Raw genomic sequence first — 26527 nt, 5'->3', positions numbered from 1 at the left:
TGGGGGCGGTCGTGGGGGCGCCCGGTGGCTTCAGCGGCAGACCGCCAGCGCGTCCAGGGCCACCGCTCCCTGCCCCCTCGGCAGCACCATCAGCGGGTTGATGTCCAACTCCGCGATCTCGTCCCCGAGTTCGAGGGCCATGCGCTGTACGCGGAGGATGACCTCCACGAGGGCGTCCACGTCGGACGGGGGAGCCCCGCGTACACCCTCCAGCAGGGCCCGGCCGCGGAGTTCGGCGAGCATGGCGCGGGCCTGGTCCTCACCGAAGGGGGGCACGCGTACGGCGGAGTCGCGGAGCACCTCGACGAGGACACCGCCGAGCCCGACCGTGACCGTCGGCCCGAAGAGGTCGTCATGGGTGACGCCCACGACCATCTCCACACCTCGCTCGACCATCTGGCAGACGAGCACACCGTCGAGGGAGACGTCCTCGTAGCGGGCGATGTCGGTGAGTTCGCGATAGGCGTCGCGGATCTGGCTGGCGGAGGTGAGGCCGATCTTCACCAGGCCGAGTTCGGTCTTGTGGGCGATCCGCGCGCCGGAGGCCTTCATCACCACCGGGTAGCCGACGAGGCTCGCCGCGCGTACGGCCGCCGCCGCGCTGGTGACCAACTGCTCGCGGGGCACACGTATCCCGTACGCCCGCAGCAGCTGTTTCGCCGCGTGCTCGCTGAGCTGCTCGCCGGGTCGCATCAGGGCGCGGGCCTTGCGGTAGGAGGGCGAGGGGCTGCGCGGGGCCTCGTCGAAGGGGGAGCGGTAGGCGGCGGTGAAGCGGGCGTGGTCGAGATGGGCGCGGACGGCCGTGATGCAGTTGGCGAAGGTACGGAAGGTGGCCACCCGGGACGAGCCGAGCAGGGTCTCGCGGTAGGCCGCCTCGGTGCCCACCGGCGACCCCCACACCACGCACACCAGCTTGTCCGTCCGCTCCGCCGCGTCCACCAGGTCCCGGGCGAGCTTGTCGCTCATCGGCGGGAAGGGGCCGGTGATGGGGCAGATCAGCACCCTCACCTCCGGGTCGTCGAGGATGGCGTCCAGGATGCGTGGGCCGCGCCAGTCGCCCACCGGGTGCCCGCCGTTGTCGACGGGGTTCGCCACGCTCAGATACTCCGGTATCCACTGGTGCAGTTCGGCCTGCCTGGCCGCCGAGAGCGTCGGCAGCCGCAGCCCCGCCTCGGTGGCCAGATCGGCGAAGTGCGCACCGGTACCGCCGGAGATCGAATAGACGACGACGCCGTCGGCCTCGGGGCCGGGGCGGGCCGGTCGCGTGGCCGGGGCGGCGGCCGTTGCCGCTGACGTCGGCCTTGGTGCCCGTGACCGTGCTCGTGCCAACAGAGTGGCCGTGTCCTGGAGTTCGTCGAGACCGTCGACGCGGATCACTCCGTACTGCCGCATCGCCGCGTCGACCACCTGATCGCTGCCGGTGAGTTTGCCGGTGTGGGTGGCGGCGGTGCGGGCGCCGGTCTCGGTGCGGCCGACCTTCACGGCGACGACGGGGACACCGCGGCGGGCGGCGCGGTCGGCGGCGAGGAGGAAGGCACGGCCGTCCTTGAGGCCCTCGACGTACGCGGCGATGGCGCCGACCTCGGGGCGTTCGGCGAAGTAGGAGATGAAGTCGGCGGTCTCCAGATCGGCCTCGTTGCCGGTGGGGGCCCAGTGGGAGAGGCGGATGCCGAGTTCCTGGAGGGAGAAGACGGGGCGGCCCTGGTGGCCGGACTGGGTGATCAGGGCGATCGCGGGGCCGTCGAGATCGTCGCGGAAGCGTTCGAAGGCGTTGAGGTTGGTGTTGGGGCCGAGCAGCCGCAGCCCGTCCGCGCGGGCGACGGCGGCGGCCAGGCGCTGCTGGGCGGCCGCCCCCTCGTCACCGGTCTCGGCGAAGCCGGAGGCGAAGGCCACGGCGAACTTGACCTTGGCCTCGGCGAGTTCGTCGATCAGCGGCAGGGGGTCGGAGACGAGGAGTACGGCGAGGTCGACCTGTTCGGACAGGGCGGCGACGGAAGGGGCGCAGGGGATGCCGAAGACGGACTGCCGGGTGGGGTGCACGGGGTGCAGCCGGGCGCCGACCCGTTCGGCCCAGGTGAGCAGTTGGCGGGTGATGCCGGTGTTGGGCCGGCCCTCGGTGTCCGAGGCGCCGACGACGGCCACGGACTCGGGGCGGAAGAAGCGGTCCAGATCGGGGACGGCGGCGTACAGCGGGCGCCCGCTGACGTCCAGATCGCCGTCCTCGGCGGACCTGCCGTGCACGGCCTGCCGCGGATGCTCGCCGCAGGCGATGGCCCGGGCCCGGCGGGAGTCGGTGGTGAGGGTGCCGTGGGTTGATCCAAGCATCGGTCCGCCCGCTCCTGTGTGACAGCCAATTCGTCGATCAGGGCAATTGACGAGTTCGTCGACCGGTTCAGCCTCGTTGGGTCGACGACGTAACGTCATCAATCATCTGACACTACGTCAGATTCCAGACTACTGAACTGACGCTCTGTCAGGAATGGGTCTACGGGCAAAGTTACGCGGCAGTAAGGAGGTTGTACCCGCGAAGCGGGCGACTTGAACGATGAACAGGGTTTCACTCGACAGGGCTGACTACTCACAGTGGCGGTCGGGGGTGCGTCCGTTGTTGTCCGGGGTCGGGGCCGGGGCCGGGGCGGGAGCCGGGACCGGGACCGGGACCGGGGAGGCCGGGGTCGTTTCCGGGCGGCGGTCGGGGCGCGTCCGTGTCGCCAGCTCGGCCAGGGCCACGACGGAGGTGAAGGCCGTACCCGCAGTGCCGCTGAACAGAAGGAGCAGCTCTCCGGGGGCGAGACCGAGCCGGTGTCCGACGGCAACGGCCAGTCCGCCGGTGAGAGTCGCGCTCGTCAGGGCGAGGAGGCAGACGACGGCGATGAACTTCAGGTGGGTTCGCATGGGTTCATTAGGGCCGTGGCCACCGTTCATCGGAGTGGCCGTGCCGTGTCATACCTGTTCATCGCGCCTGTTCACCGGATGTGACCTGCGCTCCGTGGTGTTCCCCGCAGAACGAACAGTGAACGGGAGGAATCCAGACGTCGCCCGTGGCACGCTGTGGTTCGCTCGCCGATCAGAACTGGAGGTGTGATGCCGCCTCGGGCAGCCCGGCCGGAGCCCGCTCACGAGCGCCTCTTCGCCCATTTCAGGAAGGTCCACGAGGGGAACGGGGCCAAGTCCTACCGCGAGATCGCCAGATCGATGCTTGGGCTGAGCGGGAGCTCCCACAGCAGGGTGGGCGAGTTCCTCAACGGCAGCGCTTTGCCGAGGGACGCCAAGCAAGCCCAGGCCTTCGTCAAGGCGCTCGGAGGGAGCGCGGAGGACATCGCACGGGCGGAGAAGTTGATGCGGGCCGCCCGTATCTCGTGGGCTGCCCGCAAGAAGCCTGGCTCCTGCGCCGCTGAGGAGCAGAGTGGCCCAGGCCCCTCCGCCGACGGCATGGTGGCGGAGGGCATCTGGGGTGTGCTGCGTCGGCACGCCGAGCCCGCAGAGGTCGAGGCGGTCGAAGAGATGACGGCTCGGTCGACGGCGTCCGAGTCGGCGGGTGGGCAGTCCGAGCCGGCGGCGGCAGAGCATGCGGAGAGGCTGCTCGACCTGGTCGCCCGTTTGCTCGGGCCGGACCTCGAACGGCTCGGCGTGGCCGAGGCGGTGCTGCTGATCGTCGCCGCGCACCAGCACACCGCCGCAGCCGGTGACACACAGCTGCACAGTCTGCCGTTCAGGCGCCTGGCCCGGCTCGGTGCGAAGTGGCGTGAAGCGATCGGGGCGCTTGTCTGCGGTTTTCGGCTGCCGACGCACGAGTTGCGCGGTGAGTCGTTCGACTCGATCCCCGGACTGTCGGCGGACCTGCGTTTCTGCGCGGTACTGCTGCGCATCGCCGACCTGCTCGACGTAAGTGACGACCGCCCGCCGACGGCCGTGTGCGGGCACCTCGGCTCGGGGGCCGAGCCGACGATGACGTACTCCGGGCGGCTCAACATGGGTGGACTGTCCTTGCCGTCCGCCCGTACGGCCGGATATGCGATCGAGCTGTTCGCGGAGCCCGACCATCCGGCCGCCGAGCACGCGCTGCGCCGCCATCTCGACGACGTGGACAGCACGTTGTTGCGGTGCCGTGCGTTGCAGCACCAGTTCCAGGCGGGCTGGCAGGGGTTCTCGTTGCCCGGCAAGGTTTCCCGCGATCGGATCGAACCGCATGCCTACAAGTACGGCGAGTTCAGGTTCGAGCTCGATCGGGCGGCGGTCCTCGAACTCTTCATGGGCGAACAGCTCTATGGCGAGCCGTATGTCTTCATCCGCGAGCTGCTGCAGAACTCGTTCGACGCGGTGCGGCTGCGCCGCCTCCTGCATGGCCCGGACGAACGCGACCGGGTCGCCGTCACCTGCTGGCAGGACGACTGCGGGTACCTGTGGGTGCGGATCGACGACGACGGCATCGGGATGGACGAATACGCGCTGCTGAACTTCTTCCTGCGGGTCGGCCGGTCCTACTACCGGTCACCGGAGCTACAGGCTGAACTGCTTCGTCGCGGCAAGGCGGGCGAGGATTTCCGTCCGATCAGCCGGTTCGGTATCGGCGTGCTGTCGTGCTTCATCGTCGCCGACCGGGTGGAGGTCAGCACCAGACGGCGTTATCCGGACGACGCCGAGGCCACTGCCCTGCGGTTGTCGCTCCACCGTGACGAGGACTTCTTCGTACTGCGCGAGGCGGGCATGCCGGTCGATCCGATGCCCGGCGCGACGGCTGAGGACCGCGCGAGGTATCGGGACCGCTGCGGTACGAGTCTCGCGGTCCGTGTCGATCCGTTGAGGGCCCGGATCACCGTCGAGGGGGTCACCGAGGCGCTGGAGCGGTATCTGTTCTGCCCGCCGGTGCCGGTGACCTTCAACTCCGAGCCGATCGGCCTGATCACCGAGGACATGGTGCGACGACCGTGGGTCCCGGTTCCTCGGGTGGTCGACGTCGCCGCAGCCGACCGGCGCTTTGAGTCAACGCAGTTGCCGTATTTGGGGCCGCTGCGCATCGCGCTGGTGCCCCTTGATCTGACCCGATACTCGGCCACACCGCTGTTGCGCGGCCAACTTCTCAGCTGTCACGTCGTTGAGGACCTGGAACACGGCGAGTTGGGTGAGCGCGCCGACCTGCTGGTCGGCCTGCGCTTCCCCGCCGGGGACCGGGAACTGGCTGAGGTACGCGAGTTGTTGAGTACCGCCGTGGTCGGCTGGACATGCCTGTTGGTATGCCAGAGTCGTCGGTGGCAGGACGAGGACCCGAGCCCCGGCCGCGTGGATGTCACGGTGACCCGACGAGTCGTCAAAGCCGCCGTGGACAAGGCGGTCGAGCTCTTGGAACAGGCCGGCTACGAGCCGTGCGTAGGCGACATGAGAAGCGGTGATGTGTCGCCCGGTGAGCTGCTGCATGCTCTGCACAACATGCGCGAATCGGACAGTTGGCGTGATCGTTTTCACCTGGAATCGCCGACCGGCAGCGTGTCCAGCCCATTCGAGGTCTCCTGGGCCGTGCTTCGTGGCCCGGGGGATCTCGGGTCGCTGCCGACGAGGGACCGGTGGTTGGGGCACAACGGGATCGCCGTACCCCAAAGTCTGAGCGAGCGCGACCGGTTCCGCATGAGTGGCGGCTGGTTCGAGCTCGCACCCCGGCACATAAACGTGTGCGGCGTGGTGGCCCTGACCGACATCCTGCGGCCGGATGTGTCAGTCGCCCGTGATGAGGTGCGCGGTGTTCCGTTCGGGGCCCACTCGGCGCTCCAACTGGCGGTGCGGCGGGCCGTCGCGGCCTATGACGGCGGGCCGTTCGCCGACTTCGTCGCTCCGCTACGGAGTGCGGACATGCTTGAGATCCCGCCCGCCGAGCGGTTCTCCGCGTCCGCCCTCCAGGACGACTTGTTGAGGGGTGGTGCATGGGACGCCGAACCGGTCATCAGCGGCCACCGAGAGATATTGAGCGTTGATCAGATTCGTGGCCGGGTCGCAGGCGGGGAACCGGTGGCGCCCCGGCTGGCCGGAGTCCCCGGCGAGCGCCGTGGCGAGTGGATTCGGGCCAGACCGGGGCATGAGGACGAGACCCCCTTCGCGTTCGGCGAGATCATCGGTGAAGCGGTCGCACACCATCGGCTCAACCTCGCGGTTCCTCAACAACGGGAGCCATACGACGATGAGGACTCGGATGAGTGGTGGGACGAAGACCCGGATGAGTGGTGGGAACGCGAGGCCCGCCTCGTGGTGGTGGATGACCGGCTGCCCTGCCCACGGCCTGAGGTCGACGCGTTTCCGCCACTCACTTTCCTGCCATGTCAGGAGCCCACCGAGCGCATCCGGTTCCTGTCCGGAGTCTGGAACATCGACCACCCGGTGATCGCATGGCTACTCGATCACGTCGGTGCTCTGCAACGGGACTTGCCGGTCTGCTACGACCAACTGCGGACCGTGCTGGCGGCGGAGAACGAAACGGGCGACGAGGCCGTGGACAAGGCTGCCATCGGTGAACTCCTCGAACAGATCGCCCGTTTCAGGCCTGACCTCACACCGCCGCTGGACCGGTAGGCCCGCTGGGGCTGGTCGGCAGCGGTGATGGTCGGCAGCGGTGATGTCAAGGGTGGGCGGTCCGGACGGCGGGTCCCGGCCGCGGCTCAGCGGGCGGCGCGGCCCTCCACCGTGATGGCGTCGCGCGTCGCGACTCCGCCCTTGTGGGCGATGGCCTTGGCGATCTTCTCGGCGTCGAGGGCGAGTTCGCGGAACATGCCGGAGATGGGGTTGGTGAAGCCGGTGAAGTAGAGGCCGGGGGCGTTCTTGGGGGTGCGGGCGCCGTGGACGACGGGGCGGCCTCTGCCGTCCAGGACGTCGAGGTGGCCCACGAGGCCTTCCAGGGCGCGGCGGTAGCCGGTGGCGGCGATCACGGCGTCGGGTTCGAGGCGGCTGCCGTCGGTGAGGACGACCTTGCCGTCCTCGAAGCCCTCGACCGCCGCGACGACCTCCACGCGCCCCTTGCGGACGGCGTCGATGAGGCCGACGTCCTGGACGGGGATGGAGCCCTCGTTGACGCGGGAGTACAGGCCGGTGTCGGGGCGGGGCAGCCCGTGCTCGGACAGATCCGGCACGGCGAGCTTGGCCATCGGCCGGGCCAGCCGGTCCACCAGGGCGACCGGGAGGTGTCGTACGAGGACGCCGGTGTACTGGGCGGCCCAGCCGGCGGTGGAGCGGCGCACGATGTGCGGGGCGGTGCGCACGGCGAGCCGTACGCGGGCGGCGCCGCCCTCGAACAGGTCGACGGCGATCTCGGCGCCGGTGTTGCCGACGCCGACGACCAGGACGTCGCGGCCGGCGTAGGGCTCGGCGTTGCGGTACTGGGCGGCGTGGACGAAGTCGCCGGTGTAGGTGTCGCGGCCGGGCCAGTCGGGGACGCGGGGGGTGTGGTTGTGGCCGGTGGCGACGACGACCGCGCCGCCGATGAGTTCACGGCCGCCGGTGGCGCGCAGCAGCCAGCCGGTGCCGTCGGCGGAGCGCTCGACGCGGGAGACCTCGACGCCGGTCACGATCTCCAGCTCGTGGACCTCGGCGTACTTCTCCAGATACCGGACGACGTTGTCGCGCGAGACCCAGCGGCCGAAGCGGCGCGGCATGGGCAGGCCGGGGAGTGCGGAGAGCCGTCGGGTGGTGTGCAGGTGGAGGCGGTCGTAGTGGCGCCGCCAGGACGCGCCGACCTGGTCCGACCGTTCCAGCACCACGGCCCGCACACCCCGGGCCCGCAAGGCGTACGCGGCGGCCAGTCCGCCGGGCCCGCCGCCGATCACATACACGGGCCGCTCGGACGAGGACGGACTCCCGGCCGCCGAGGTCTCGGGCGCGGCGGAAGCGGACCCGGACGGGGTGGCGTCGGACGCGGTGATGCCAGAGGCGGTGACGCCGGGCGCGGCGGTGTCGGATGCCTCGGGGGCGGAGGCGGGCGCGGGGGAGTCGGAAGCTGCGGGGTCGGCCATGTGCCGAGCGTATGCGCGCGCTCATTTGATGGGTCTCGGTCAAGCCCGGAATTGGTTGCGGATTGATCACGCCTGTAGGAGAGATGGGTGGGGCTTGTGGCGTAGGTCTCTTGGAATGTGGGGGAGGGGTGGTCGGGTCCCTGGCTGGAGAGCGGTCAGGCGGCGCAGGTGTGGGCGGCGTCGGCGGAGCGTTCGCGGCGCGGGTGGCCGGGCCGCACTTCGAGACGGTGTGCCGGGAGTATGCGCTCGGGCCGGGGCGAACCATGTGCGGTACGTCCTTGGGGCAGGTCGGCGGCGGCGTGGTGACCGACTCGAAGGCGCGGCGGCGGATTGGCGGTGACCTGGAAGGCGATCGGGGTCCCGAAGCGCCGACTGCGCTGGAGCTGGCCGGTGTCGTTCGGTGGGTCGGATGGGATCGTTGGGGTCGGACAGCGTGTGGCGAAAGGGAGTGTCATGGCCAAGGTCAGCGTCAGTCTGGATGCCGAGTTGGTGGTGGAGGCGATGGTGCTCGCGGGGGTGGGGTCGCCCCAGGATGCCGTTGAGTTGGTTGTTCGGGATTACATCGCTCGGGGGCATCGGACGGAGGCGCGTACGGAGTTGAAGGATCAGGGGTTGCGGGAGGTCGAGAGCAGACCGCAGGAGCCGCAGGGGTGAGCGGCCGCCCCTGTGGGGCAACCGGGCTCTGTTCCCCGGCCGCTTGACTGACGTACCGTCAGAAAGAGGCCGGGGAGGTGCCAATGGGCGGTGATGGGTGGGGCGTTCGGTTCGATGTGCCGGATGTCGATCAGTTCACTCGGGTGTACTGGGACGCGGCTGCCGCGGGGCGGTTGTTGGTGCGGCGGTGTGGGGGGTGTGGGCGGGCGCATCACTATCCGCGCGAGTTCTGTCCGTACTGCTGGGGTGAGGACGTGGGGTGGGAGGAGGCGTCCGGGCTCGCCACGCTCTACACCTGGTCCGTTGTGCATCGCAACGATCTGCCGCCGTTCGGGGAGCGGGTGCCGTACGTTCCGGCCGTCGTCGAACTCGCCGAGGGGCCTCGGATGATGAGTGAGGTCGTGGAGTGCGAGGAGGGGGCGTTGCGGGTGGGGATGGGGCTTGAGGTGGTGTTCAGGGAGGTGGACGGGGTCGCCGTGCCCGTTTTTCGTGGGCGGGCTTGAGGGCGTACGCGTTGGAACGGGCGGGCGCCGCGAACCGTGGCCGCCGGGTGGGGAAAATTCGTGTGCGGGGCCGGGTGTGGGGTCGTTACCGTCCCCGTATGCCTTCCGAGACGCGCGCAGACGAAGACGGACACGGATACGTCGAACCCGCCGACCCCGACGGCTACTTCGGGGAAGTCGTCGCCGCCCGCTACGACCGGACGTCCGCCGAGATGTTCAGCGCGGAGGCCGTTGAACCGGTCGTGGATCTGATCGCCGGGCTGGCCGAGGAACACCGTGGCTCCGGGGCATCCGGGACCGGCAAGCCCCGCGCGCTCGAATTCGGTGTCGGCACCGGACGTATCGCCCTCCCCCTCGCCCGTCGTGGTGTGCCCGTGCACGGGATCGACATGTCGCGGGCCATGGTGGAGCGGATGCGGGCCAAGCCGGGCGGGGCGGACATCGAGGTCACCATCGGGGACTTCGCCACGACCGAGGTGGACGGGGACTTCGCCGTCGCCTACCTCGTCTTCAACACCATCAACAACCTGACCTCGCAGGACGCCCAGGTGGACTGCTTCCGCAACGCCGCCGCCCACCTCGTACCCGGCGGCTGCTTCGTCATCGAGGTCGGTGTGCCGGACCTGCGCCGGCTGCCGCCGGGGCAGAACGCGGTGCCGTACCGGATCGGGCCGGACCGGCTGGGGATCGACTCGTACGACGTGGCCACGCAGGGGATGCGGTCGCACCACGTCATGACCGTCGACGGGCGGACGACGCACTGGTCGCTGCCGTTCCGGTACGTGTGGCCGGCCGAGCTGGATCTCATGGCCCGGCTCGCCGGGATGCGGCTGCGCCACCGCTGGGCCGGGTGGAACAGGGAGCCGTTCACGAACGACAGCACCAGTCATGTGTCGGTGTGGGAGAAGGCCGGGGACTGACCTTCAGGAATGCTTCAGCTCCGCCCCCGACCTTGGGCGCATGACTGAGAACGCGCATCCCGTTTCGTACGACCATGCCCACGGTCACAGCCACCCCCACGGCCACAGCCATGGGCATCGGACCCGTACCCCTCAGGCCGAGCGCACCCGGCGCTGGTTCATGAACAAGGCGCTGCTCGCCGGTGGTGTGGCCGCGATGGCGACGATGACCGGGTGTTCGTCGGGATCGTCGTCCGGTACGGCGAGTTCGTCCGCCTCGTCCTCCTCTTCCGCCGCGCCGAGCGGGATGCCCTCCGGAGGACCCGGCGGGGGTGGTGGGGGCATGGGGCCGGGGGCGAGCGAGGTGAAGTACGCGGACTTCGTCGGCGTCACCACGGACGGCAAGGTCGTCGAGGATCTGTACTCGATCCACTCCACCGGGGTGTCCACCGACAGGATCGTGCGGAAGGCGCAGGCCTTCCTGGACGGGCTGAGCAGCGGCGAACGCAAGTCCTGCGTCTTCGACGTGGAGGACGACGAGTGGCTGAAGTGGAGCAACGTCGACGGTTACGAGCGCCAGGGCGTGCGGATGGGCGACCTCACCGAGAAGCGGCGCGCAGCCGGATTCGCGCTCCTCGGTGTCGCGCTGTCCGCCGACGGGCTCACCCAGTCCCGCAACATCATGAAGCTCAACGCGTTCCTGGGCGAGTACAACGGCGGCGGCAAGGAGACCCTCACCGAGGGGCACTACTACTTCACCTTCATGGGCACGCCGTCCACCACCAAGCCGTGGGGCTTCCAGTACGAGGGCCACCACCTGGCCATCAACTACTTCGTCCTCGGCGACCAGGTCGTCATGACCCCGACGTTCATGGGCTCCGAGCCGACGTCCGCGACCTACCAGGGCGAGAAGATCACGACGTTCAAGAAGGAGACGACGGCCGGGCTGACCCTCCTGCGCTCCCTCACCGATGCCCAGCGCGAGAAGGTCATCTCCTCCGAGTCCAAGGCCGGCGACAACCTCAAGGCCGGTGCCGGGCGAGACAACCTCGAACTCGCCTACGAGGGTCTCGCCGCCGCCGACTGGACCGACGCCCAGCGCGGCAAACTGCTCGCCCTCGTGCGCGTCTACGTCGGCAACATGGCCGACGCCCACGCCGACGTGAAGATGAAGGAGGTCGAGGAGCACCTCGACGACACCTACTTCCTCTGGATCGGCGAGACCGACGACGACTCCGCGTTCTACTACCGGATACACAGCCCGGTCGTCCTCATCGAGTACGACGCCCAGTCCCCGCTCGCCTACAACCCCGACAACGCCGAGAGCACCGAGAACGCCGACGACAGCAGTGGGAACGGGGGCGGCGGTGGCGGTATGGGCGGGCCCGGCGGCACCCCCACCCAGCAGCACATCCACACCATCATCCGCACCCCGAACGGCGGCGACTACGGCATCGACCTGCTGAAGCTCCACCTGGAGACGGACCACTGAGCGGAGGGCGGCGTGGCGGGCGGAGGGGGCGGCAGCGGAGTGGGTTCTAGGGCCACAGCAGCTCGGTGATCCAACCCTCGCCCTCCCGGCGGTAGTTGAGCCGTACGTGTCGTCGCCTCGCGTCGCCCTGGAAGAACTCGACCTCGTCCGGCTCCACGACGTACGCCGTCCAGGACGGAACCGGGGCGTCCGGTTCGCGTTCGGCGCGGGTCCAGGCGGCCTCGGAGGCGCGTTCCAACTCCGCGTACGAGGAGAGGACTTCGCTCTGGTGGCCCACCAGGGCGGCTGCCAGTGCTCCCGTCGAACGGGCGTGCAGGTCGGCGTGCGCGACCTCGGCCGGTTCCACCACGACCCGGCCCCGCACCCGTACCTGGCGGCCGAGTACGGGCCAGTAGAAACCGAGCGCCGCGTACGGGCGTCCCGCCAGCTGCCGGCCCTTTCGGCTTCCGGCGTGCGTGGCGAAGTGCCAGCCGTGGGCGTCGACGTCGTGCAGCATGACCGTACGGGTGTCCGGTCGGCCCTCCGCGTCCACCGTCGCCAGCGACATGGTGTGCGGCTCGACCTCCCCGGCCGCCACCACCTCCGTGAACCACGCGGTGAACAGCCCCAACGGCTCGCCGGGCGCCCCACCCGGCTCGAACGACGGCAACGTGGTCACCCGCGCGTCCCACACCCGCGACGCCCGCAGGGCCTCCACGAACTCGGCGGGGGAGGAAGAGGAGGGCGAGGGAGGGGTGGAGGGTTCCGGGCTCTGGGCGGGCGTGTTGGTGCTCATGACCTCGACTGTCTCATGGGGCCGACAGCTCCCTATGGGGCTTTCCGCGGCGGCCGTCCTCCTCGGGCCTCTCGCCCTCGCCCTCCTCGGGCCTCTCGCCCTCGCCCTCGTCCTGTGTCCGCATCCACAGGACGAGGTGCCAGTCCTGGTCGTTGGCGCGGAGGATGGCGTCGGCGAGGCGATCGGTGTCGGGGGTGCGCGGCGCGGTGGGGAGGCGGAGGAGGGTGGTGGCGGTCAGGGTGCTCCAGTATTGACATCCTCCCCCTCTTAAAAGAGGGGGATTCCAGCCCAGTTGGGTTGAGGTTCACGGACGCTCGACCGCTTGGTGGGCGGTGTCGTCCCTCCGGCACCGGCTGAGCGCCGGGGGCGGGGAATCCCGCCCTGTCCTGCCGCGACGTTGATACTCGCGTTGGTGTCCGCGTTGCAGGTGAAGCCGCAGGAAAAACAGACGAACTCGGCTTGGCTCTTGCGCGAGTTCTTGTCGGTCCTCCCCCACTGCCTTGAGGGCGTGGGAGGTGCCCCCAGCAGGCACTGCACCGCAGACTGGTGTACGGGGCTGGAACGTCCCGGACCCGGCCGGGGGCCTTGTGCTCGGTGCGCTGCCGCAGAAGACCCCAGCCCTGGGCGAGGATCGCCCGGTTGAGACCGGACTTCTGGGCGACGTTGGTGCCGGGCTGCTCGACGGTTCCCTTCGCCGAGCGGGTCATGTTCTTGATGTTCAGTTTCTCGAACCGGATCAGATCGTAGTCGCGGGCGAGCATGGTGCTGGTCTTCTCGCACCAGTCCTTGCGCCGGTTTACCTCCCGCGCCTTGAGCTTGGCGGCCTTCGCGTACTCGGCCGCCTTCTCGGGGCTGCCCTTCTTCGCCCGTGCCGCGCGCCGCTGGTGCTTGCGGATCTGGGCACGCTGCTTGACGGTGAGCTGCGGGCAGTTCAGGGTGCGGCCGTCCGACAGCGCGGCGGTGATGGTCACGCCCCGGTCGATACCGATGACCTTGCCGGTGCCGGGTGCGGGTGTGGGCTCGGGGATGACCGCGAAGGCGATGTGCCACTGCCCGTTGCGGAAGGTGACCCGGAACGTCTTCGCCTCGGGCAGTAGCGCACCCTTGCCCTTGACGCTGAGGCGGACCCAGCCGCAGCCGGGCACCTTGATGACCCGGAAACCCTCGTGACGGAACTTCCTGCGCCAGGTCGGCTCACCGAACCCGGAGGTGAAGCGGGCCTTCTTGGCTTTGGTGAAGTCCTTCAGCGCCTGCTGCTGCACGTCGGCGTTCCCGGCGCCGAGCCATTCGTTGTCGCGTCGGGCTTCGGTGAGCTGGCGGCACTGCTCCGCGAAGCCTGGCGCGGGTTTTCGCCACCTGCGCCAGTGCGTGTGCTGCTCGACGGCGAGGTTCCAGACGTACCGGGCGTGCGCGCAGTGCAGCAGCATCTGCTGCTCCTGCTCGTCAAAGATCTCGCCGCGTCCGAAGAGCGCTCCGCCGACTCGGAGTTGCTGTACCTAGTGCGACGTGCCGTCGAGGCGGGTGAACGCCGTTCCGCCCAGGAGGAGTAACGGCTGTTCTTGCCCTGCTCCGCGGGGACTCGCATTCACCCGCGCCCCAGCACCACCGTCCCCGAGGAGCAGAACCAACCGCCCGTGCCGGAGGCCACGGCGAGGTGGGGCAGTTGGCCGTCGGCGCGGTGGACCTGGCGCTCGCCCGCCTCGCCGCGGAGTTGGCGTACGGCCTCGACCAGGAGGAACAGGCCGCGCATTCCGGGGTGTTGGGCGGAGAGGCCGCCGCCGTCGGTGTTGGTGGGGAGGTCGCCGGTGAGGGTGAGGCGGCCCTTGGCGGCGTCCACGAACGGGCCGCCCTCTCCCTTCTCGCAGAAGCCCAGGTCCTCCAGCGTCACCAGGGTCATATAGGTGAACGCGTCGTAGATCTCGGCGAAGTCGATCTCCGAGGGGCGTACGCCCGCGCGCTCGAAGGCCAGGCGCCCGCTCACCGCCGCCGGGGAGACCGTGAAGTCCTCCCACTCCGACATCGTGGTGTGGGAGACGTACTCACCCGTGCCGAGCACCCAGACGGGAGTCGCGGGCCGGCAGTCCCGTACGTACTCCTCCGCCGCCAGCAGCACCGCCGCGCCGCCGTCCGAGCGGATGCAGCAGTGGAGCTTGGTGAACGGGTCCGCCACCGGCGGGGAGCCGAGTACGTCGTCGATCGTGATCGGGGTGCGGAACATCGCCTCCGGGTTCGCCGCCGCGTTCGCCCGTGTCTGTACGGCGACCGAGGCGAGCTGTTCGAGGGTGGTGCCGTACTGGTGCATATGGCGGCGGGCCGCCATCGCGTACTTGGCGATCAGCGTGTGGCCGTACGGCACCTCGAACTGCAGCGGGCCCCGGGCGCCGAAGGAGAGGTCGCCGGTGCGGCGGCCCGCCTTGATGTCGGCGCGGGCGGTGGAGCCGTAGACGAGGAGTACGACGTCGGCGTGGCCGGCGGCTATCGCGTCCGCCGCGTGCGCCGCCATGACCTCCCAGGTCGAACCGCCGACCGAGGTCGAGTCCATCCAGGTCGGCCGCAGCCCCAGATACTCGGCCACCTCGACCGGGGCGAGGGTGCCGAGCCCGGCCGAGCAGAGGCCGTCGATCGCCGTGTGCTCCAGGCCCGCGTCCGCCAGGGCCCGGCGGGCCGCCTGGGCGTGGAGGGCGTAGGGGGTGGTTCCGTCGACCTTGCCGCAGTCGGAGAGGGCGGCCCCCACGACGGCCACCTTCCGACGCCGTCGCCCGGCCCCGGTGACAGTAGACATAGATCTGACGGTACATCAGATATAAGGGAGTGGACCCCGGGCAGACCCTGTGCTTCTCTCTCCCTCCGCCCTAATATGACGGACCGTCAGATCGGTGTCGCGAAGCCCGGCTGCGGGCGGTTGGGGGCCTGGTCATGGACGCCCGCTTCACCTCCGAGCAGGAGGAAATCCGGCGTACGGTACGGGAGTTGCTGCTCAAGCGGTGCGGTCCGGAGGAGGTGCGGGCGGCCGTGCGGACGGAGAGCGGCTACGACCCCGCCCTCTGGTCCGCCCTCGCCGAACAACTCGGCCTCCCCGGGCTCGCTCTCCCCGAGGCGTACGGCGGCGTCGGTTGCTCGCTCACCGAACTCACCCTGGTGGCAGAGGAGTTGGGGAGGGCTCTGGCCCCGACGCCGTTGTTGTCCACCGCCGCGCTCGTCGCCCCCCTCGTACTCGCCCTCGGGACCGAGCGCCAGCGCGCCGGCCTACTGCCCCGCCTCGCCTCCGGGCGACTGACCGCCGCGCTCGCCGTACCGGGGGCCGCCCTCGGTGTCGCGCTGGGGCTGACCGGTGACGGCGGGGACGGTGGTGGGCAGTGGGCCGGGGGCGGGCGCGCCGGGGGCGTGCAGGCGCGACGGGGAGGTGGGGGTGGCTGGCGGTTGTACGGCGAGGTCGGGCAGGTGCTCGACGGGCACAGTGCGGGGGTGGTGCTGGTGGCCGCGCACGCCGGGGGGTACGCGCGGTCGCGGACGTTGCTGTTCTTGGTGGACGCGGCTGCGGCTGAGCGTGAAGGCGCGGGCGCCGGGGGCCTCGTACGCGTACGGCAGACCGCGCTCGACGAGACCCGGTCGTCGGCGCGGCTCGAACTGCGGGACGTGGAGGCGGAGTTGCTCGGCGACGACGAGAACGCGGATGTGCCGTCCGCGCTGTCCGTCCTCGGCGACGGGGCCGCCGCCGTGCTCGCCGCCGAGGCCGTGGGGGCCGCCGAGCGGGCGTTGGAGCGGACCGTGGCGTATGTGCGGCAACGGGAGCAGTTCGGTCGGCCGATCGGGTCGTTCCAGGCGGTGAAGCACCGGCTCGCGGAGGTGTATGTGCGGGTGGGAGCGGCGCGCTCGGCGGCGTACTACGCGGCGTGGGCGGCGGGTGCGGGGGAGGCGAGCCGGGGTGGTGCGCCGGGGGCGGGGGTTCCGGGGCCGGGTGGTGCGCCGGGGCGGGAGTCGGTCGGGGGGCTGGCGCTCGCGCAGGGGCTTGAGGCGTTGCGGGTGGCGGCCGGGGAGGGGATTCAGCTGCACGGTGGCATCGGGTTCACCTGGGAGCACGAGGTTCATCTGTACTTCAAGCGGGCGGCCGGGGACGAGGCGTTGTTCGGGCCGGTGCACCGGCTGCGGGCGCGGGCGGCCGAGGCGGCGGGGGTCTTCGACGAGGAGGTGCGGGACTGATGGCTCGGGGAGTTCGGGGAGTGGGGCGGCGCATGAAGAACATGGGGGTGCGGTGGGTGCAGAAGGTGTCCTCCGCGCCGGCGTTCGCGCGGGTCGCGCCGCATGTCATTCCCGCGCTGGACCGTGCGGTGCATCGGGTGACCCGGGGAAAGGTGCTGCTCAGCGCGCAGTTGCTGCCGGGAGTGGTGCTGACCGCGACCGGGGCGAGGAGCGGGGTGCCGCGTCGTACGCCGTTGGCGTGCATGCCCGAGGCGGACGGCGGGAGTTGGCTGCTGGTCGGCTCCAACTTCGGCCGCACCGACCACCCCGCCTGGACCGCCAACCTCCTCGCCCACCCCGACGCCTCGATCAGCTGGCAGGGGGAGGACATCCCGGTCACCGCCCAGCTGTTGACGGGGGAGGAGCGGGCCGCCGCCTGGAAGGCCCTGCTGAACTTCTGGCCGCCGTACTCGACGTATCAGGCGCGGGTGGACCGGGAGATACGGGTGTTCCGGATCGTACGGCGGTGAGGTGGGCCTGGGTGTGGGGCGGTTCATGTCGGCCGGGGGTTGTGTGGACGCGGCGGGCGGCGCACCTCTGGGAGGGTGCCGCCCGCGTGACAGGATTCGCGTTGCCCCTCGGCTCTCCGGCTCGCGCCGGGTGATGCTGTGGTGCGGCTTGCACGCCGTCGGGCCGACTACGGCCGGCTACTTCGTCGGCTTCCTGCCGGTGATGCCCAGGTGGACCAACAGGGCGAGGTTCGGCTTGAGTTCGGCCTGTTTCACGCCCCAGGACTGGAAGCCCTTCTGGTGCGAGGCGACCGAGGCGAGCATCGCGACGAGGGAGCCGGCGAGGGCCATCGGGCTGACGTCCTTGTCGACGCGGCCCTTGGCCTGGAGCTCGCGGACCGTCTCGGCGAGGGAGTTGGTGACCGAGTTCAGGATCTTCATACGGAGCTTGTAGAAGCGCTTGTCGCCCTCGGCGGCGCCCAGGTCGACGACGCGGAGGATGGCGTCGTTCTTGCGCCAGAACTCCAGGAAACCGTCTACGAGTTCCTGTGCGGTCTGCCAGCCGGCCTTGCCGACCCAGGAGCGGTCTTCGAGGAGGGTGGTCAACGTGGCGCCGTCGGCGGCCATTTGCTCGGCGATCTCCAGGACCGCGCCTTCCACATCTGGGAAGTACTGGTAGAAGGTCGCCGGGGACGTGCCCGCCTTGCGGGCGACATCGATGACTTTGACGTCACGGTAGGGCGACGAGCTGAGCATCTCGCTGAGGCAGTCGAGCAGCTTCTGCCGGGTCGCCTGCCCTCGCCGGCCGGCCACGCGGCCGTCGACGGTACGCACTTGTCCTGTCATGCCGTCAGCTTACCGAGGGGTGATCGGAGCGCGATTCGGCCGACTGCAAATGGGGAGTACGGGCTTCACCAAGGGGTTCGAGTTTGGGGGCCGGGCCGTGTTGGCGGGTTCTTTTCGCCCCCGCCGCCCTTACCCTTCCCTCCCCCAGGGGCGCCGCCCCTTCAACCCCGGCCCCCGAGGAGGGGCTCCGCCCCGGTCCCTGCCAGGGGCGCTTTCCCATCAACCCGGCCCCAGAGGCTGCCGCCCCTCGCCCGCCCTCCCGGGCGCTGCCGCCCCTCGCCCCCTGCGGTCACGGGGGTCCGCCCGGGGGCATGGTCGGGGGGCGTTGCCCTTCAACCTCGCCCGCTGGGGGCCAATGCCCTGGGCGAGCGGCTCCGGCGGGTGGGACAGGTCCACGTTGACCGTGCGGAAGAGCCCGTTGACCCCGTCGACCTGATTGTTGTCGATCAGGTCGGACACCAGCGCGTCCGCTGCCGGGTCACCGATCACCCTCGGTGACCACACCCTGGGCCGTGCCGATGGGCGTTGCCCCATTCGAGGTACGGCGGTGTGCGCCCCGCGCATTGGGGGGGCGCACACCGTGACGTACGGCCTCGGTCGCCGCTCGTCTCCGTTCGGAGCGACCATGGAAGGAGCGGACAGGTACCTTTCCGTCTTCCGGAGGTGAACCGCGATGACACTGCCTGTGCGATACCGGCCCGGCGGCCTGCTGGAGCGGGCGTTCCGTGAACCGATGGCGAGCGAGTTCGACGAGCTGTTCGACAGGATGAGCCGGTTCCTGGAGGCTGCCGCGCCGTCCTTGTCCGAGACGTCGGCGTGGGCGCCGCTCGCGGACTTGCGCGAAACCGACGAGGCGTTCGTGATCGAGTGCGAGCTGCCCGGCCTCAAGCGGGAGGACATCGACGTCGAGATCGGCGACCGCGAGCTGTCCATCACCGGGCAGTTCAAGGAGCGCGAACGCGAAGGTGTGCTCCGCCGTGCCACCCGTCGCTCGGGGCGCTTCGAGTACCGGGCGCTGCTGCCCTCCGAGGCCAAGGCCGAGAACGTGCGAGCGTCCCTGACCGACGGCGTCCTCACCGTGACCATCCCGAAGGCCCAGGCGAGCAAGCCTCGCCATGTGGAGATCACGGACTGAGGGCCGACCGACTCCGAGTGACACAGCGACTCCGAGTGACACAACGACTCCGAGCGATACACCGACTCCGCGTGACACCGGGAGTCGTCCTCGCGGCGGGGGACCCGCGCCACCCCTTTGCGACGTGCGCCCGGGTCCCCGCCGTCGCACCCCCCCCGGCCCCCAGCGGAGCGCTTCCGCCGCGCGCCCCGCGTAAGCGGCCGTTAGCTTGGCGGTATGGGTGAGCAGACGGTTCATTCCGGTCATTCCGGGGCCTTGGGGCGGTCCCGTGCGTACGGCGAGGGCGTCCCCTGCTGGGTCGATGCGCAGTTGCCCGATGTGGAGGCGGGGAAGCGGTTCTACGGGGAGTTGTTCGGGTGGACGTTCCGGGTGGCCTCCTCGGACGGCGCGCACGAGGTCTGGGCGTACCGCGAGAACGCCCCCGTCGCCGCCCTCGCGCCCAAGCCGGACGGGCGGCTGCCCACCGTCTGGACGCTGTACTTCGCGACCCCGGACGCCGTAGGCCTCGCGGAGCGGATCACCGCGGCCGGCGGGCGGATCATCACGCCGCCCACGCCGTTCGGCCCCCTCGGTGTCACCGCGCTGGCCACCGACCCGGAGGGCGCGGTGTTCCGGCTGTGGCAGGCGGGAACGCACCTCGGGTTCGGGCGGCGGCACGAAGCGGGCACGTTCGCGTGGGCCGAGCTGTACACACGGGACACCCAGGCGGCCAACTCCTTCTACGCGCACCTCTTCCACGACGCGCTGTTCGGGCCGGAGGCCGCCCCGGACTTCGGACGGGCCGCGCTCACCGAGGTGTTCCCGGCCGAGATGCCTCCCCACTTCCTCGTCCACTTCGGCACGGACGACGTCGAGGCCGCCCTCGGGACCGTCAGCCGGCTCGGAGGGCGGGTGACCACACCCCCGTTCGAGACGTCCTACGGAAATGTGGCGGTCGTCACGGACAATCAGGGGGCGTCCTTCGCGCTGCTCCGGCGGAGGGGCGGGGAGGGATGGGAGCAGGAGGCGCGGGAGGGGGAGTCGCGGGCGGATGATCTGCCGCGGGCGGAGGAGGGCGAGGGGGAGCCACGAGAGGGTGGCGAGAGCGGTGGCCGGGGCGCTGACCAGCGCGGCGACCGGCGTGAGGCCCCTGGCGGAGAGCGGGACCGAGGCGCGGACGACGGGCGTACGACCGGGAGATGACGGGCGCGCGCGGGGCGTCGCGCGGCCGGTCGAGCGGGGGTTGTGCGCCGGTGGTACGGCGCTTGTCGTGGTGTCCCACCATCCGGGCTCCCGCTTCCCAGGGGGCGGACAACGTGGTTTTGTCCTGAGACACCCCGATCCGCCCCCGGGTTCGCAACCTGCCCCCGGTACAGGAAGAATCGGGGTGCGTGCCGTCATGGCGGTGCGGTGGTGAGACGCTGCACGGCGGCGCGTTCACAACGTGGGTGACGCGGGGCCGTACGGGGAGGTGGCAGGGCAAGTGGTGGATCAGCTGACGCAGCACGATCCGCGGCGGATCGGGCCGTTCGAGGTGCTGGGACGGCTGGGTGCCGGCGGCATGGGGCTGGTCTATCTGGCGCGCTCGGCGTCGGGGCGGCGCGTGGCGATCAAGACCGTGCGGACGGAACTGGCCGAGGACCAGCTCTTCCGGGTGCGTTTCACGCGCGAGGTCGAGGCGGCCCGCGCGGTGTCCGGCTTCTACACGGCGGCCGTGGTCGACGCCGACCCGCGCGCGGCCGTGCCGTGGCTGGCGACCGCGTACGTTCCCGCGCCCTCGCTGGAAGAGATAGTGAACGACTGCGGGCCGATGCCGGTCCAGGCGGTGCGGTGGCTCGCCGCCGGCGTCGCCGAGGCGCTCCAGTCGATCCACGGCGCCGGGCTCGTCCACCGGGACCTCAAGCCGTCGAACGTCCTCGTCGTCGAGGACGGGCCGCGCGTCATCGACTTCGGTATCGCGTCCGGCGTCTCGAACACCCGTCTGACGATGACGAACGTCGCCGTCGGTACGCCCGCCTATATGTCCCCCGAGCAGGCGAAGGACTCGCGCAGCGTCACCGGCGCGAGCGATGTCTTCTCGCTGGGCTCGATGCTCGTGTTCGCCGCCACCGGGCACGCGCCGTTCCATGGCGCCAACCCCGTCGAGACCGTCTTCATGCTGCTGAGGGAGGGGCCGGACCTCTCCGGGCTGCCGGACGACCTGCGCCCCCTCATCGAGTCCTGTATGCAGATGGACCCGACCGCCCGCCCCAACCCCGCCGACCTCCAGGCCCAGCTCGCGCCCCATCTCTTCGCGTCCGGTTCGGACGACAGCGGTACGGCGTCGGCGTGGCTGCCGGAGAAGGCGGTGGCCCTGATCGAGACCCGACGCGGGGGGCGTCCGGCGGCCAAGCCGCAGCAGACCTCCGGCGGGCCGGGCGGCCATGGCGGGCCGGGGGGCCACGGCGGCCACGGTGGCCACGGTGGCCCCAGCGCGGGTCCGGGCAGGGCTCCCGTACCGCCGCCCCCGCCCCCGCCGTCGTACGAGCCCGCGCCCGGCTCTCCCGTGTCCGTAGGCGGCGCCCCGGACACCGCCGGGCCCGTACGGCTGGCCGGGGCCCAGGTGCCGATCGGGCCCGGGCCGAGGGTGGCCGACGCCCGTGCCGCCGCCGTGAAGGCGCCTCCTCCCGAGGCGGGCCTCGCCGCGTCCTGGTCCCGGCCGCGCGCCGGAGTGAACGGCGCCGACCCCGCGCCCCCCACCACCGCCCCGCCCGCCCCCGATCCGGCCGCCTCCGGCTGGCGTCCCTGGCGGTTCCGGATGTCGAACGATGTCTGGGGCACCCCGTCCGTCGCCGACGACCTCGTCTACGTCACGTCGTTCGAGGTGCACGCCCTGGACGTGGCGACCGGCCGCCGCCGTTTCAAGACGCGTGACGTGGCCTGGTCGATGTCGGTCGCGGACGGCCGTATCCACGCCTCGGACGGCCCCACGCTGTTCGCCCTGGACGCCCGCGAGGGCACGGACCTCTGGCGCCTGTCCACCGACGCCTGGGTGTACTCGCTCAAGGCCGACCGGGGCACGGTGGTCACCGCGACCCGGGGCGGCGGCGTACAGGGCTGGGAGGCGTCCAACGGGCAGAAGCTCTGGGAACTGACCGGCGCCCAGACCGACTTCGAGACCCCCGAGGCGGGCCCGGTCGTCCAGGACGGCACGGTGTACATCTGGCGCGACGCGAGGCTGCGCGCGCTGGAGGCCCGTACGGGTGAGGAGCGCTGGTCGTACCCGGTCGGCGACGCGGCGTCCTGCGGCGGCGTCCCGGTCCGGCTGACCCCGGCGCAGGACGGCTACGTGTACGTCGCCGCCGGCAGCCGGGTCCTCGCCGTGGACATCGCGAGCGGCCATGTCCGCTGGCACTTCGAGGCGCCGGCCGTCTTCCTCTCCGCGCCCACGTTCGCGCCGGGCCCGGCGGTGACGGGCGGCGGCGTGTACCTGGCCGACTACCTGGGCACGGTCTACGCCCTCGACGCGACGGACGGCCGTGACCGCTGGCGCATCGCGACCGAGTCCCGCTCCTCCCTGGAGCCGGTCCTCGTCGCCGCCGGGCATGTTCACGTCGGCAGCGGCAAGGGCCTGTACACGCTGGACGCGGTCACGGGCACGCCGAAGTGGCGCTTCCAGGCGGGCGGCGAGATCGTCGGCGCCCCGTCGGTCGCCGAGGGCCGCATCCACTTCGGCTCGACCGATCATTTGCTGTACACCCTGAAGGCGGACGACGGCCGCCTGCGCTGGAAGCTGGCGACGGGCGGCGAGATCACCGGCTCGCCGGTGGTCAAGGACGGGGTCGTGTACGCGTGCAGCAAGGACCGCTGCGTGTACGCCCTGGACGCGGAGAAGGGCACGGGGACGGCCCGGACGTCGTGACCTGACGCATGCCCTGCCTCTGTGCCCCTTCGGGGGCGCGGGCAGGGCGCGCGACAGGTCTGCGAAACCTGCGACTGGTCTACAGAGCCCACGACCTGAGCACGTCCGCCACGCTTCGCGCGGTGCAGGTCTCCTTCTTCAGCTCGGCCGCCAGGGCGGAAACCCGTTCCTGGTCGAGCTTGGCCGGGACATCGGAGGCGATCAGGTAGGCGTGGGCGACCGCGACCGCCACCCGTAGGTTCGACCGCTCCAGCCACCTCATGCGGCCGAGGGTGTGAGCGAGGGCGGCTGCCCTGGCGTAGGCCCCCTGATACACGTCCTGGCCGACGACGGCCGCCCGGTGGCGCTCGACGGCGGCGATCGCGACGCCGTAGTCGTCGATGGCCGGATCGTTCTGCCCGGCGCGCCGCGCGACCTCAAGAATCCATGCGAGGTCGATGTCGGCATTCACCGGCCGGGCTCCCCCTCGATCTCGTCGATGAGATCGCCGTACTCGTCGAGGACCTCCTGCGCGGCGGCCATGAACACGGCGCGCAGCTGCTCGTTGTCGTTCCGGATGAGTTGCTCGACGTACTCGTTGACCGGTATCCGCCGCGTCGCCGCCGCCTGCCGTGCCATCTCGGCGGTCTCGTCATCCATGCGAATGTTGATCTGCGTCTTGGCCACGCCGGGAAGGTGCCACCTGATACCAGGGGTGGGCTATTGGCTGATACCAGGGGAAGTCCGGAGCGCTCGGCCGATGAGTTCTCGCGCGGAGCGGAGTCGGTAGGGGCATGACTGCTGACACTGCTCAGACCGCTGAGAACAGGCCGCCGGTCGTCTCCCGCCGGGAGTGGCTGGCCGCTGTCGACACCCTGCGGGGCCGGGAGAAGGCGCATACCCGCGAGGGTGACGCGATCGCCGCGGCCCGGCGGCGGCTGCCCATGACCGAGGTGGACCCGTCGGCGCCGCTCGTCGGGGACAAGGGGCACGTCCCCCTGATCGACGTCTTCGAGGGGCGCACCCAGCTGTTCGTCTCGTACCACATGTGGCACGACGGCCAGGCCGCCGCCGACCAGTGCGAGGGCTGCACCTTCTTCACCGGCCAGGTCCGGGAGCTGTCCTATCTGCACCAGCGTGACGTCACCTTCGCCGTGTTCTGCCAGGGCCCCTACGAGGAGTCCGACCGCTACCGCCGCTTCATGGGCTGGGACCTGCCGTGGTACTCCGTACCCGCCGAGTCCCACGAACGGCTCGTCGCCGGCCGCCACTTCGGGATGAAGGCGTGCTACCTCCGCGCCGGGGACCGCGTGTACGAGACGTACTGGACCACCGGTCGCGGCGTCGAACCCATGGCGCCGTCCTACGGCATCCTCGACATGACCGTCCGCGGCCGCCAGGAGACCTGGGAGGACTCCCCGCCCGGCTGGCCGCAGCCGTACGACACCCTCGGCGGCCAGTTCCGCGAGAACGGCCGCCCGACCGCGCAGTGGTCCCGCGTCGCCGCCGGGCACGACGACGACCTCCACGGCGGAGGGCCCCGTAGTGCGGGGGGCTCAGGCTGCTGCCACGGGTGACCTGGTGGTCGTCTTGGGTGACGGCCGTCGTCAGGAAGGGGGTGGGACGGCGGCCGTCCGGCCATGACGTTACGCCGGGGGCGGGTGGGGCGCCATGCGGCGGGGTGGGGATGGGGAGGCGTGCGGGCGCGGGGTGCGGTCAGCGCCGAGGCGGTTGTCGGGCGGCTCGGGTGGCTTGCGCGGCTCTGTCGGCTCGGGCGGCTCTGGCGGCCTCGTGGTGGCGGTCGCCGAGCAGTGCCGAGTGGTAGCAGTGGCGTGCGGTGGGGCGGCCGCCGCCGTAGCAGTCGCCGCAGGCGAGGATGTGGTCGAGCCAGGCGCGGAAGGTGGCCATGACGGGGTCGGGCTCCGGGGACGGGGCCGGTGCCGGGTTCGGTTTCGGGTCGGGTTTCGGGTCCGGTGGGGTGTTGGGCCGCGGTTCCGGTTCGTCACCGCCGGGTTGGTCGTTCAGGTCCATCTCGGTGGCTCCTCGCTCAAGTAGGCGGTGACGTAAGGCCGTACGAGGTCCCGCTCGGCGTGTACGTCCGGCTGCGGGGGCCTTGGCTCCCAGCAGGGTTCGCGGGGGACGTGGGGCAGCCAGCGGCCGTGGGCGGCCCATTGGTGTGCCGCACGGGCGGCCCAGCGCCGCCACCGGGCGCGTTCGGGGTTGAGCGAGAGCGAGGGCGGCGGCGGGGCCGGGAGGGCGAGCGGGAGTGTCAACTGCCGCACGGGGACGCCTCCTTCTCCGGCACCAGGAAGTACGCCCACACACACTTGCTGTACGGCCGTACGTCGTGCCCCCACCGCTCGGAGAGGGCGCCGACGAGCACCAGCCCGCGCCCGCCGTCGCCCTCCGGGCCGTGGGCCGGGCGTGCGGCCGGGGGCCGGTCCCGGTCCGGGTCGGACACCTCAAGCAGCAGTCCACAGCCGCGAATCGACACGACGACCTCGATCTCGGCGAGGGTCACCCGACAGTGAAGTACGGCGTTGCTGACGAGTTCGGTGGCCACGGTCGCGATGTCATCGGCGAGTTCACCGCCCACGGCCCAGTCCTTGAGGATGCGCCGCACTTGGGAACGGGCTTCGGGGACGTGTCTTCTGCGCTTGGGGATGCGGAAGCTGTCGCGACGTGGGATGACGGGGCGTCGGGCGAGAGCGGGCATGGCGAATAGACCCCCTGACGTGCGGTCAAGTCACGCGCTGTAGTGGTGCGTGTGCAGCGAGGTTATTGCATATATAGAGTTAGCTGCAATCGGTCCAGCTACATAAATAGAGATCGATAGGAGGCTCGGCTGCCTCTACAGTGGTGCTGGCATGACTCGGGGATGAGAGGTGAGCGCTTCGTGGCAGGACGGCCCACCGTGCGCAGCAGGCGACTTGGGGCGGCGCTGAAGAAGTACCGGCTGGCTGCCAAGCTCGATCAGCCGCAGGTCGCAGAGGCCATCGCGAACCATCAGGCTCGGGTCAGCCGCATCGAGAGCGGACACGTCATCGCCCGCGCGATCGAGGTCCGCGTGATGCTGGACGCGTATGGTGTCCAAGATCCGGAAGTACGCGGCCGGTTGGAGAAGTTGGCCAAGGACGCGAACCGGCGCGGCTGGTGGCATGAGTACGCCGAGCACCTGCGGTCGGACTACGTGGACCACATCATGCTGGAGGACGACGCCACCTTTTTCTGGGACTGGCACCCAACTCTCGTTCCAGGACTTCTGCAGACCGCTGCCTATACAGAGGAGTTGATTACCACGGGGCCTCTGGCGGTCGCACCCGAACGAGTCAGCCTCCTGGTTGAGGTGCGCACGAGGCGACGGGCCAAGATTGCTGAAGGCGGGACGTCGTACGAGTTCATCATCTGGGAGCCCGTGATCGTCCACCCTTTGCGGAGCGTCGCGGTGTACCGGGAACAACTGTCCGCGCTCCTTGAGGTGGGGGAGCGGGAGAACGTAACGGTACGGGTGCTCCCCTTCGGCCAGGCGGTGCTTGCGGCAACCCCTCCGTTCGCGTCCCTCGGCTTCGGTCCTGAGTCGACTGCAGAGGGGGACCTGTCCCCGGGTGGTGGACACCTCTGAGCCCGGCCCCGGTAGGGGCCGGGGAGGAGGGATCTCTTATGGTGATGAAGGTCTACTCGCCCG

Annotated in this window: 26 protein-coding genes; 13 read left to right on the top strand and 13 right to left on the bottom strand. The window is 70.8% G+C overall.

Annotated elements, in window-relative coordinates; genetic code table 11:
- Positions 1 to 30: 30 nt before the first annotated feature.
- Both ACWD4G_RS42500 and ACWD4G_RS42495 read right to left on the bottom strand, forming a co-directional pair.
- Entirely contained in the window at positions 31 to 2325 is a 2295-nt protein-coding gene (locus ACWD4G_RS42500; RefSeq protein ID WP_451303530.1) for an acetate--CoA ligase family protein, read from the bottom strand.
- Positions 2326 to 2574: 249 nt separating this feature from the next.
- Positions 2575 to 2895, bottom strand: a complete 321-nt coding sequence (locus tag ACWD4G_RS42495) for a hypothetical protein (RefSeq protein ID WP_451303528.1) — start codon at positions 2893 to 2895, stop codon at positions 2575 to 2577.
- A 189-nt stretch (positions 2896 to 3084) separates the two neighbouring features.
- Between ACWD4G_RS42495 and ACWD4G_RS42490 the strand changes: the two genes are divergently transcribed.
- Entirely contained in the window at positions 3085 to 6558 is a 3474-nt protein-coding gene (locus tag ACWD4G_RS42490; protein ID WP_451303526.1) for an HD domain-containing protein, read from the top strand.
- Positions 6559 to 6644: 86 nt separating this feature from the next.
- Here the strand turns inward: ACWD4G_RS42490 and ACWD4G_RS42485 are convergent, their stop codons facing one another.
- The gene (locus ACWD4G_RS42485) at positions 6645 to 7811 is read right to left on the bottom strand and encodes a flavin-containing monooxygenase (protein ID WP_451303577.1); all 1167 of its coding nucleotides are present in this window, start codon (positions 7809 to 7811) and stop codon (positions 6645 to 6647) included.
- 633 nt (positions 7812 to 8444) lie between these two features.
- Here ACWD4G_RS42485 and ACWD4G_RS42480 point away from each other — a divergent pair.
- The 3 genes from ACWD4G_RS42480 (at position 8445) to ACWD4G_RS42470 (ending at position 10068) form a co-directional block, all read left to right on the top strand.
- Complete coding sequence (locus ACWD4G_RS42480; RefSeq protein ID WP_451303524.1) at positions 8445 to 8645, top strand: type II toxin-antitoxin system VapB family antitoxin; 201 nt, start codon at positions 8445 to 8447, stop codon at positions 8643 to 8645.
- Between the two features lie 83 nt (positions 8646 to 8728).
- Positions 8729 to 9148, top strand: coding sequence for a Zn-ribbon domain-containing OB-fold protein (locus tag ACWD4G_RS42475; protein ID WP_451303522.1), 420 nt, complete (start codon positions 8729 to 8731; stop codon positions 9146 to 9148).
- Positions 9149 to 9246: 98 nt separating this feature from the next.
- Positions 9247 to 10068 carry a class I SAM-dependent DNA methyltransferase gene (locus tag ACWD4G_RS42470; protein ID WP_451303520.1) on the top strand — a complete coding sequence of 274 codons (822 nt, stop codon included), beginning with the start codon at positions 9247 to 9249 and terminating at the stop codon, positions 10066 to 10068.
- Between the two features lie 132 nt (positions 10069 to 10200).
- Here the strand turns inward: ACWD4G_RS42470 and ACWD4G_RS42465 are convergent, their stop codons facing one another.
- A complete protein-coding gene (locus ACWD4G_RS42465) occupies positions 10201 to 10443 on the bottom strand; it encodes a hypothetical protein (RefSeq protein WP_451303518.1) in 243 nt (80 codons plus the stop codon).
- Here ACWD4G_RS42465 and ACWD4G_RS42460 point away from each other — a divergent pair.
- A complete protein-coding gene (locus ACWD4G_RS42460) occupies positions 10412 to 11539 on the top strand; it encodes a DUF3500 domain-containing protein (RefSeq protein WP_451303516.1) in 1128 nt (375 codons plus the stop codon). The genes ACWD4G_RS42465 and ACWD4G_RS42460 overlap by 32 nt on opposite strands.
- 46 nt (positions 11540 to 11585) lie before the next feature.
- Here ACWD4G_RS42460 and ACWD4G_RS42455 read toward each other — a convergent pair whose 3' ends face one another.
- Both ACWD4G_RS42455 and ACWD4G_RS42450 read right to left on the bottom strand, forming a co-directional pair.
- Entirely contained in the window at positions 11586 to 12314 is a 729-nt protein-coding gene (locus ACWD4G_RS42455; protein ID WP_451303514.1) for a pyridoxine/pyridoxamine 5'-phosphate oxidase, read from the bottom strand.
- Between the two features lie 32 nt (positions 12315 to 12346).
- Entirely contained in the window at positions 12347 to 13741 is a 1395-nt protein-coding gene (locus tag ACWD4G_RS42450) for an RNA-guided endonuclease TnpB family protein (protein ID WP_451303512.1), read from the bottom strand.
- Here ACWD4G_RS42450 and ACWD4G_RS42445 point away from each other — a divergent pair.
- Positions 13721 to 13864 (top strand): hypothetical protein, encoded by a 144-nt coding sequence (locus ACWD4G_RS42445; protein ID WP_451303510.1) that lies wholly within the window; start codon positions 13721 to 13723, stop codon positions 13862 to 13864. The two genes, ACWD4G_RS42450 and ACWD4G_RS42445, sit on opposite strands and share 21 nt — an antisense overlap.
- A 35-nt stretch (positions 13865 to 13899) precedes the next feature.
- On the opposite strand, the gene ACWD4G_RS42440 is transcribed toward ACWD4G_RS42445, so the two are convergent.
- Complete coding sequence (locus ACWD4G_RS42440) at positions 13900 to 15096, bottom strand: thiolase C-terminal domain-containing protein (RefSeq protein ID WP_451303508.1); 1197 nt, start codon at positions 15094 to 15096, stop codon at positions 13900 to 13902.
- A gap of 134 nt (positions 15097 to 15230) precedes the next feature.
- Here ACWD4G_RS42440 and ACWD4G_RS42435 point away from each other — a divergent pair, with 134 nt between their 5' ends.
- Together ACWD4G_RS42435 and ACWD4G_RS42430 are read left to right on the top strand one after the other, a co-directional pair.
- On the top strand, positions 15231 to 16514 hold the full coding sequence (locus tag ACWD4G_RS42435; RefSeq protein ID WP_451303506.1) for an acyl-CoA dehydrogenase family protein: 1284 nt from the start codon (positions 15231 to 15233) through the stop codon (positions 16512 to 16514).
- Between the two features lie 32 nt (positions 16515 to 16546).
- Complete coding sequence (locus ACWD4G_RS42430; RefSeq protein ID WP_451303504.1) at positions 16547 to 17023, top strand: nitroreductase/quinone reductase family protein; 477 nt, start codon at positions 16547 to 16549, stop codon at positions 17021 to 17023.
- A gap of 177 nt (positions 17024 to 17200) precedes the next feature.
- Here ACWD4G_RS42430 and ACWD4G_RS42425 read toward each other — a convergent pair whose 3' ends face one another.
- Positions 17201 to 17848: a TetR family transcriptional regulator gene (locus ACWD4G_RS42425; RefSeq protein ID WP_451303502.1), complete on the bottom strand. Its 648-nt coding sequence runs from the start codon at positions 17846 to 17848 to the stop codon at positions 17201 to 17203.
- Between the two features lie 673 nt (positions 17849 to 18521).
- On the opposite strand from ACWD4G_RS42425, the gene ACWD4G_RS42420 reads away from it, so the two are divergent.
- The 3 genes from ACWD4G_RS42420 to ACWD4G_RS42410 all read left to right on the top strand — a co-directional run bounded on the left by ACWD4G_RS42420 (position 18522) and on the right by ACWD4G_RS42410 (position 22863).
- Complete coding sequence (locus ACWD4G_RS42420) at positions 18522 to 18983, top strand: Hsp20/alpha crystallin family protein (protein ID WP_451303500.1); 462 nt, start codon at positions 18522 to 18524, stop codon at positions 18981 to 18983.
- Positions 18984 to 19238: 255 nt separating this feature from the next.
- On the top strand, positions 19239 to 20165 hold the full coding sequence (locus ACWD4G_RS42415) for a VOC family protein (protein WP_451303498.1): 927 nt from the start codon (positions 19239 to 19241) through the stop codon (positions 20163 to 20165).
- Positions 20166 to 20445: 280 nt separating this feature from the next.
- Positions 20446 to 22863 carry a serine/threonine-protein kinase gene (locus ACWD4G_RS42410; RefSeq protein WP_451303496.1) on the top strand — a complete coding sequence of 806 codons (2418 nt, stop codon included), beginning with the start codon at positions 20446 to 20448 and terminating at the stop codon, positions 22861 to 22863.
- A gap of 79 nt (positions 22864 to 22942) precedes the next feature.
- Here the strand turns inward: ACWD4G_RS42410 and ACWD4G_RS42405 are convergent, their stop codons facing one another.
- Both ACWD4G_RS42405 and ACWD4G_RS42400 read right to left on the bottom strand, forming a co-directional pair.
- Positions 22943 to 23314 (bottom strand): fic family toxin-antitoxin system, toxin component, encoded by a 372-nt coding sequence (locus ACWD4G_RS42405; protein WP_451303494.1) that lies wholly within the window; start codon positions 23312 to 23314, stop codon positions 22943 to 22945.
- On the bottom strand, positions 23311 to 23529 hold the full coding sequence (locus tag ACWD4G_RS42400; protein WP_451303492.1) for a hypothetical protein: 219 nt from the start codon (positions 23527 to 23529) through the stop codon (positions 23311 to 23313). Before ACWD4G_RS42400 ends, ACWD4G_RS42405 begins: the two co-directional genes overlap by 4 nt.
- Before the next feature lie 107 nt (positions 23530 to 23636).
- On the opposite strand from ACWD4G_RS42400, the gene ACWD4G_RS42395 reads away from it, so the two are divergent.
- Positions 23637 to 24419 (top strand): DUF899 family protein, encoded by a 783-nt coding sequence (locus tag ACWD4G_RS42395; protein ID WP_451303490.1) that lies wholly within the window; start codon positions 23637 to 23639, stop codon positions 24417 to 24419.
- A gap of 139 nt (positions 24420 to 24558) precedes the next feature.
- Here the strand turns inward: ACWD4G_RS42395 and ACWD4G_RS42390 are convergent, their stop codons facing one another.
- The 3 genes from ACWD4G_RS42390 to ACWD4G_RS42380 are packed head-to-tail and all read right to left on the bottom strand — an operon-like array spanning position 24559 to position 25558.
- The gene (locus ACWD4G_RS42390; protein WP_451303488.1) at positions 24559 to 24873 is read right to left on the bottom strand and encodes a hypothetical protein; all 315 of its coding nucleotides are present in this window, start codon (positions 24871 to 24873) and stop codon (positions 24559 to 24561) included.
- Positions 24864 to 25124, bottom strand: a complete 261-nt coding sequence (locus tag ACWD4G_RS42385) for a hypothetical protein (RefSeq protein WP_451303487.1) — start codon at positions 25122 to 25124, stop codon at positions 24864 to 24866. The genes ACWD4G_RS42390 and ACWD4G_RS42385 overlap by 10 nt, the downstream gene beginning before the upstream one ends.
- On the bottom strand, positions 25112 to 25558 hold the full coding sequence (locus tag ACWD4G_RS42380) for an ATP-binding protein (protein WP_451303485.1): 447 nt from the start codon (positions 25556 to 25558) through the stop codon (positions 25112 to 25114). The genes ACWD4G_RS42385 and ACWD4G_RS42380 overlap by 13 nt, the downstream gene beginning before the upstream one ends.
- A gap of 180 nt (positions 25559 to 25738) precedes the next feature.
- On the opposite strand from ACWD4G_RS42380, the gene ACWD4G_RS42375 reads away from it, so the two are divergent.
- A complete protein-coding gene (locus ACWD4G_RS42375) occupies positions 25739 to 26464 on the top strand; it encodes a helix-turn-helix domain-containing protein (protein ID WP_451303483.1) in 726 nt (241 codons plus the stop codon).
- Positions 26465 to 26527 lie beyond the last annotated feature (63 nt).

It is taken from the genome of Streptomyces sp. NPDC002643, from assembly GCF_053592555.1.
The sequence above is the reverse complement of the archived record's forward strand: the minus strand, read 5'-3'. Positions and strand labels throughout refer to the sequence as shown.

What these genes read in the sequence shown, in the direction of transcription:
- ACWD4G_RS42500 (WP_451303530.1), bottom strand. Translation starts at nt 2,325, where the DNA reads ATGCTTGGATCAACCCACGGCACCCTCACCACCGACTCCCGCCGGGCC.
- ACWD4G_RS42495 (WP_451303528.1), bottom strand. Translation starts at nt 2,895, where the DNA reads ATGCGAACCCACCTGAAGTTCATCGCCGTCGTCTGCCTCCTCGCCCTG.
- ACWD4G_RS42475 (WP_451303522.1), top strand. Translation starts at nt 8,729, where the DNA reads ATGGGCGGTGATGGGTGGGGCGTTCGGTTCGATGTGCCGGATGTCGAT.
- ACWD4G_RS42480 (WP_451303524.1), top strand. Translation starts at nt 8,445, where the DNA reads ATGGCCAAGGTCAGCGTCAGTCTGGATGCCGAGTTGGTGGTGGAGGCG.
- ACWD4G_RS42470 (WP_451303520.1), top strand. Translation starts at nt 9,247, where the DNA reads ATGCCTTCCGAGACGCGCGCAGACGAAGACGGACACGGATACGTCGAA.
- ACWD4G_RS42490 (WP_451303526.1), top strand. Translation starts at nt 3,085, where the DNA reads ATGCCGCCTCGGGCAGCCCGGCCGGAGCCCGCTCACGAGCGCCTCTTC.
- ACWD4G_RS42380 (WP_451303485.1), bottom strand. Translation starts at nt 25,558, where the DNA reads ATGCCCGCTCTCGCCCGACGCCCCGTCATCCCACGTCGCGACAGCTTC.
- ACWD4G_RS42455 (WP_451303514.1), bottom strand. Translation starts at nt 12,314, where the DNA reads ATGAGCACCAACACGCCCGCCCAGAGCCCGGAACCCTCCACCCCTCCC.
- ACWD4G_RS42430 (WP_451303504.1), top strand. Translation starts at nt 16,547, where the DNA reads ATGAAGAACATGGGGGTGCGGTGGGTGCAGAAGGTGTCCTCCGCGCCG.
- ACWD4G_RS42425 (WP_451303502.1), bottom strand. Translation starts at nt 17,848, where the DNA reads ATGACAGGACAAGTGCGTACCGTCGACGGCCGCGTGGCCGGCCGGCGA.
- ACWD4G_RS42395 (WP_451303490.1), top strand. Translation starts at nt 23,637, where the DNA reads ATGACTGCTGACACTGCTCAGACCGCTGAGAACAGGCCGCCGGTCGTC.
- ACWD4G_RS42420 (WP_451303500.1), top strand. Translation starts at nt 18,522, where the DNA reads ATGACACTGCCTGTGCGATACCGGCCCGGCGGCCTGCTGGAGCGGGCG.
- ACWD4G_RS42435 (WP_451303506.1), top strand. Translation starts at nt 15,231, where the DNA reads ATGGACGCCCGCTTCACCTCCGAGCAGGAGGAAATCCGGCGTACGGTA.
- ACWD4G_RS42440 (WP_451303508.1), bottom strand. Translation starts at nt 15,096, where the DNA reads ATGTCTACTGTCACCGGGGCCGGGCGACGGCGTCGGAAGGTGGCCGTC.
- ACWD4G_RS42390 (WP_451303488.1), bottom strand. Translation starts at nt 24,873, where the DNA reads ATGGACCTGAACGACCAACCCGGCGGTGACGAACCGGAACCGCGGCCC.
- ACWD4G_RS42450 (WP_451303512.1), bottom strand. Translation starts at nt 13,741, where the DNA reads ATGCTGCTGCACTGCGCGCACGCCCGGTACGTCTGGAACCTCGCCGTC.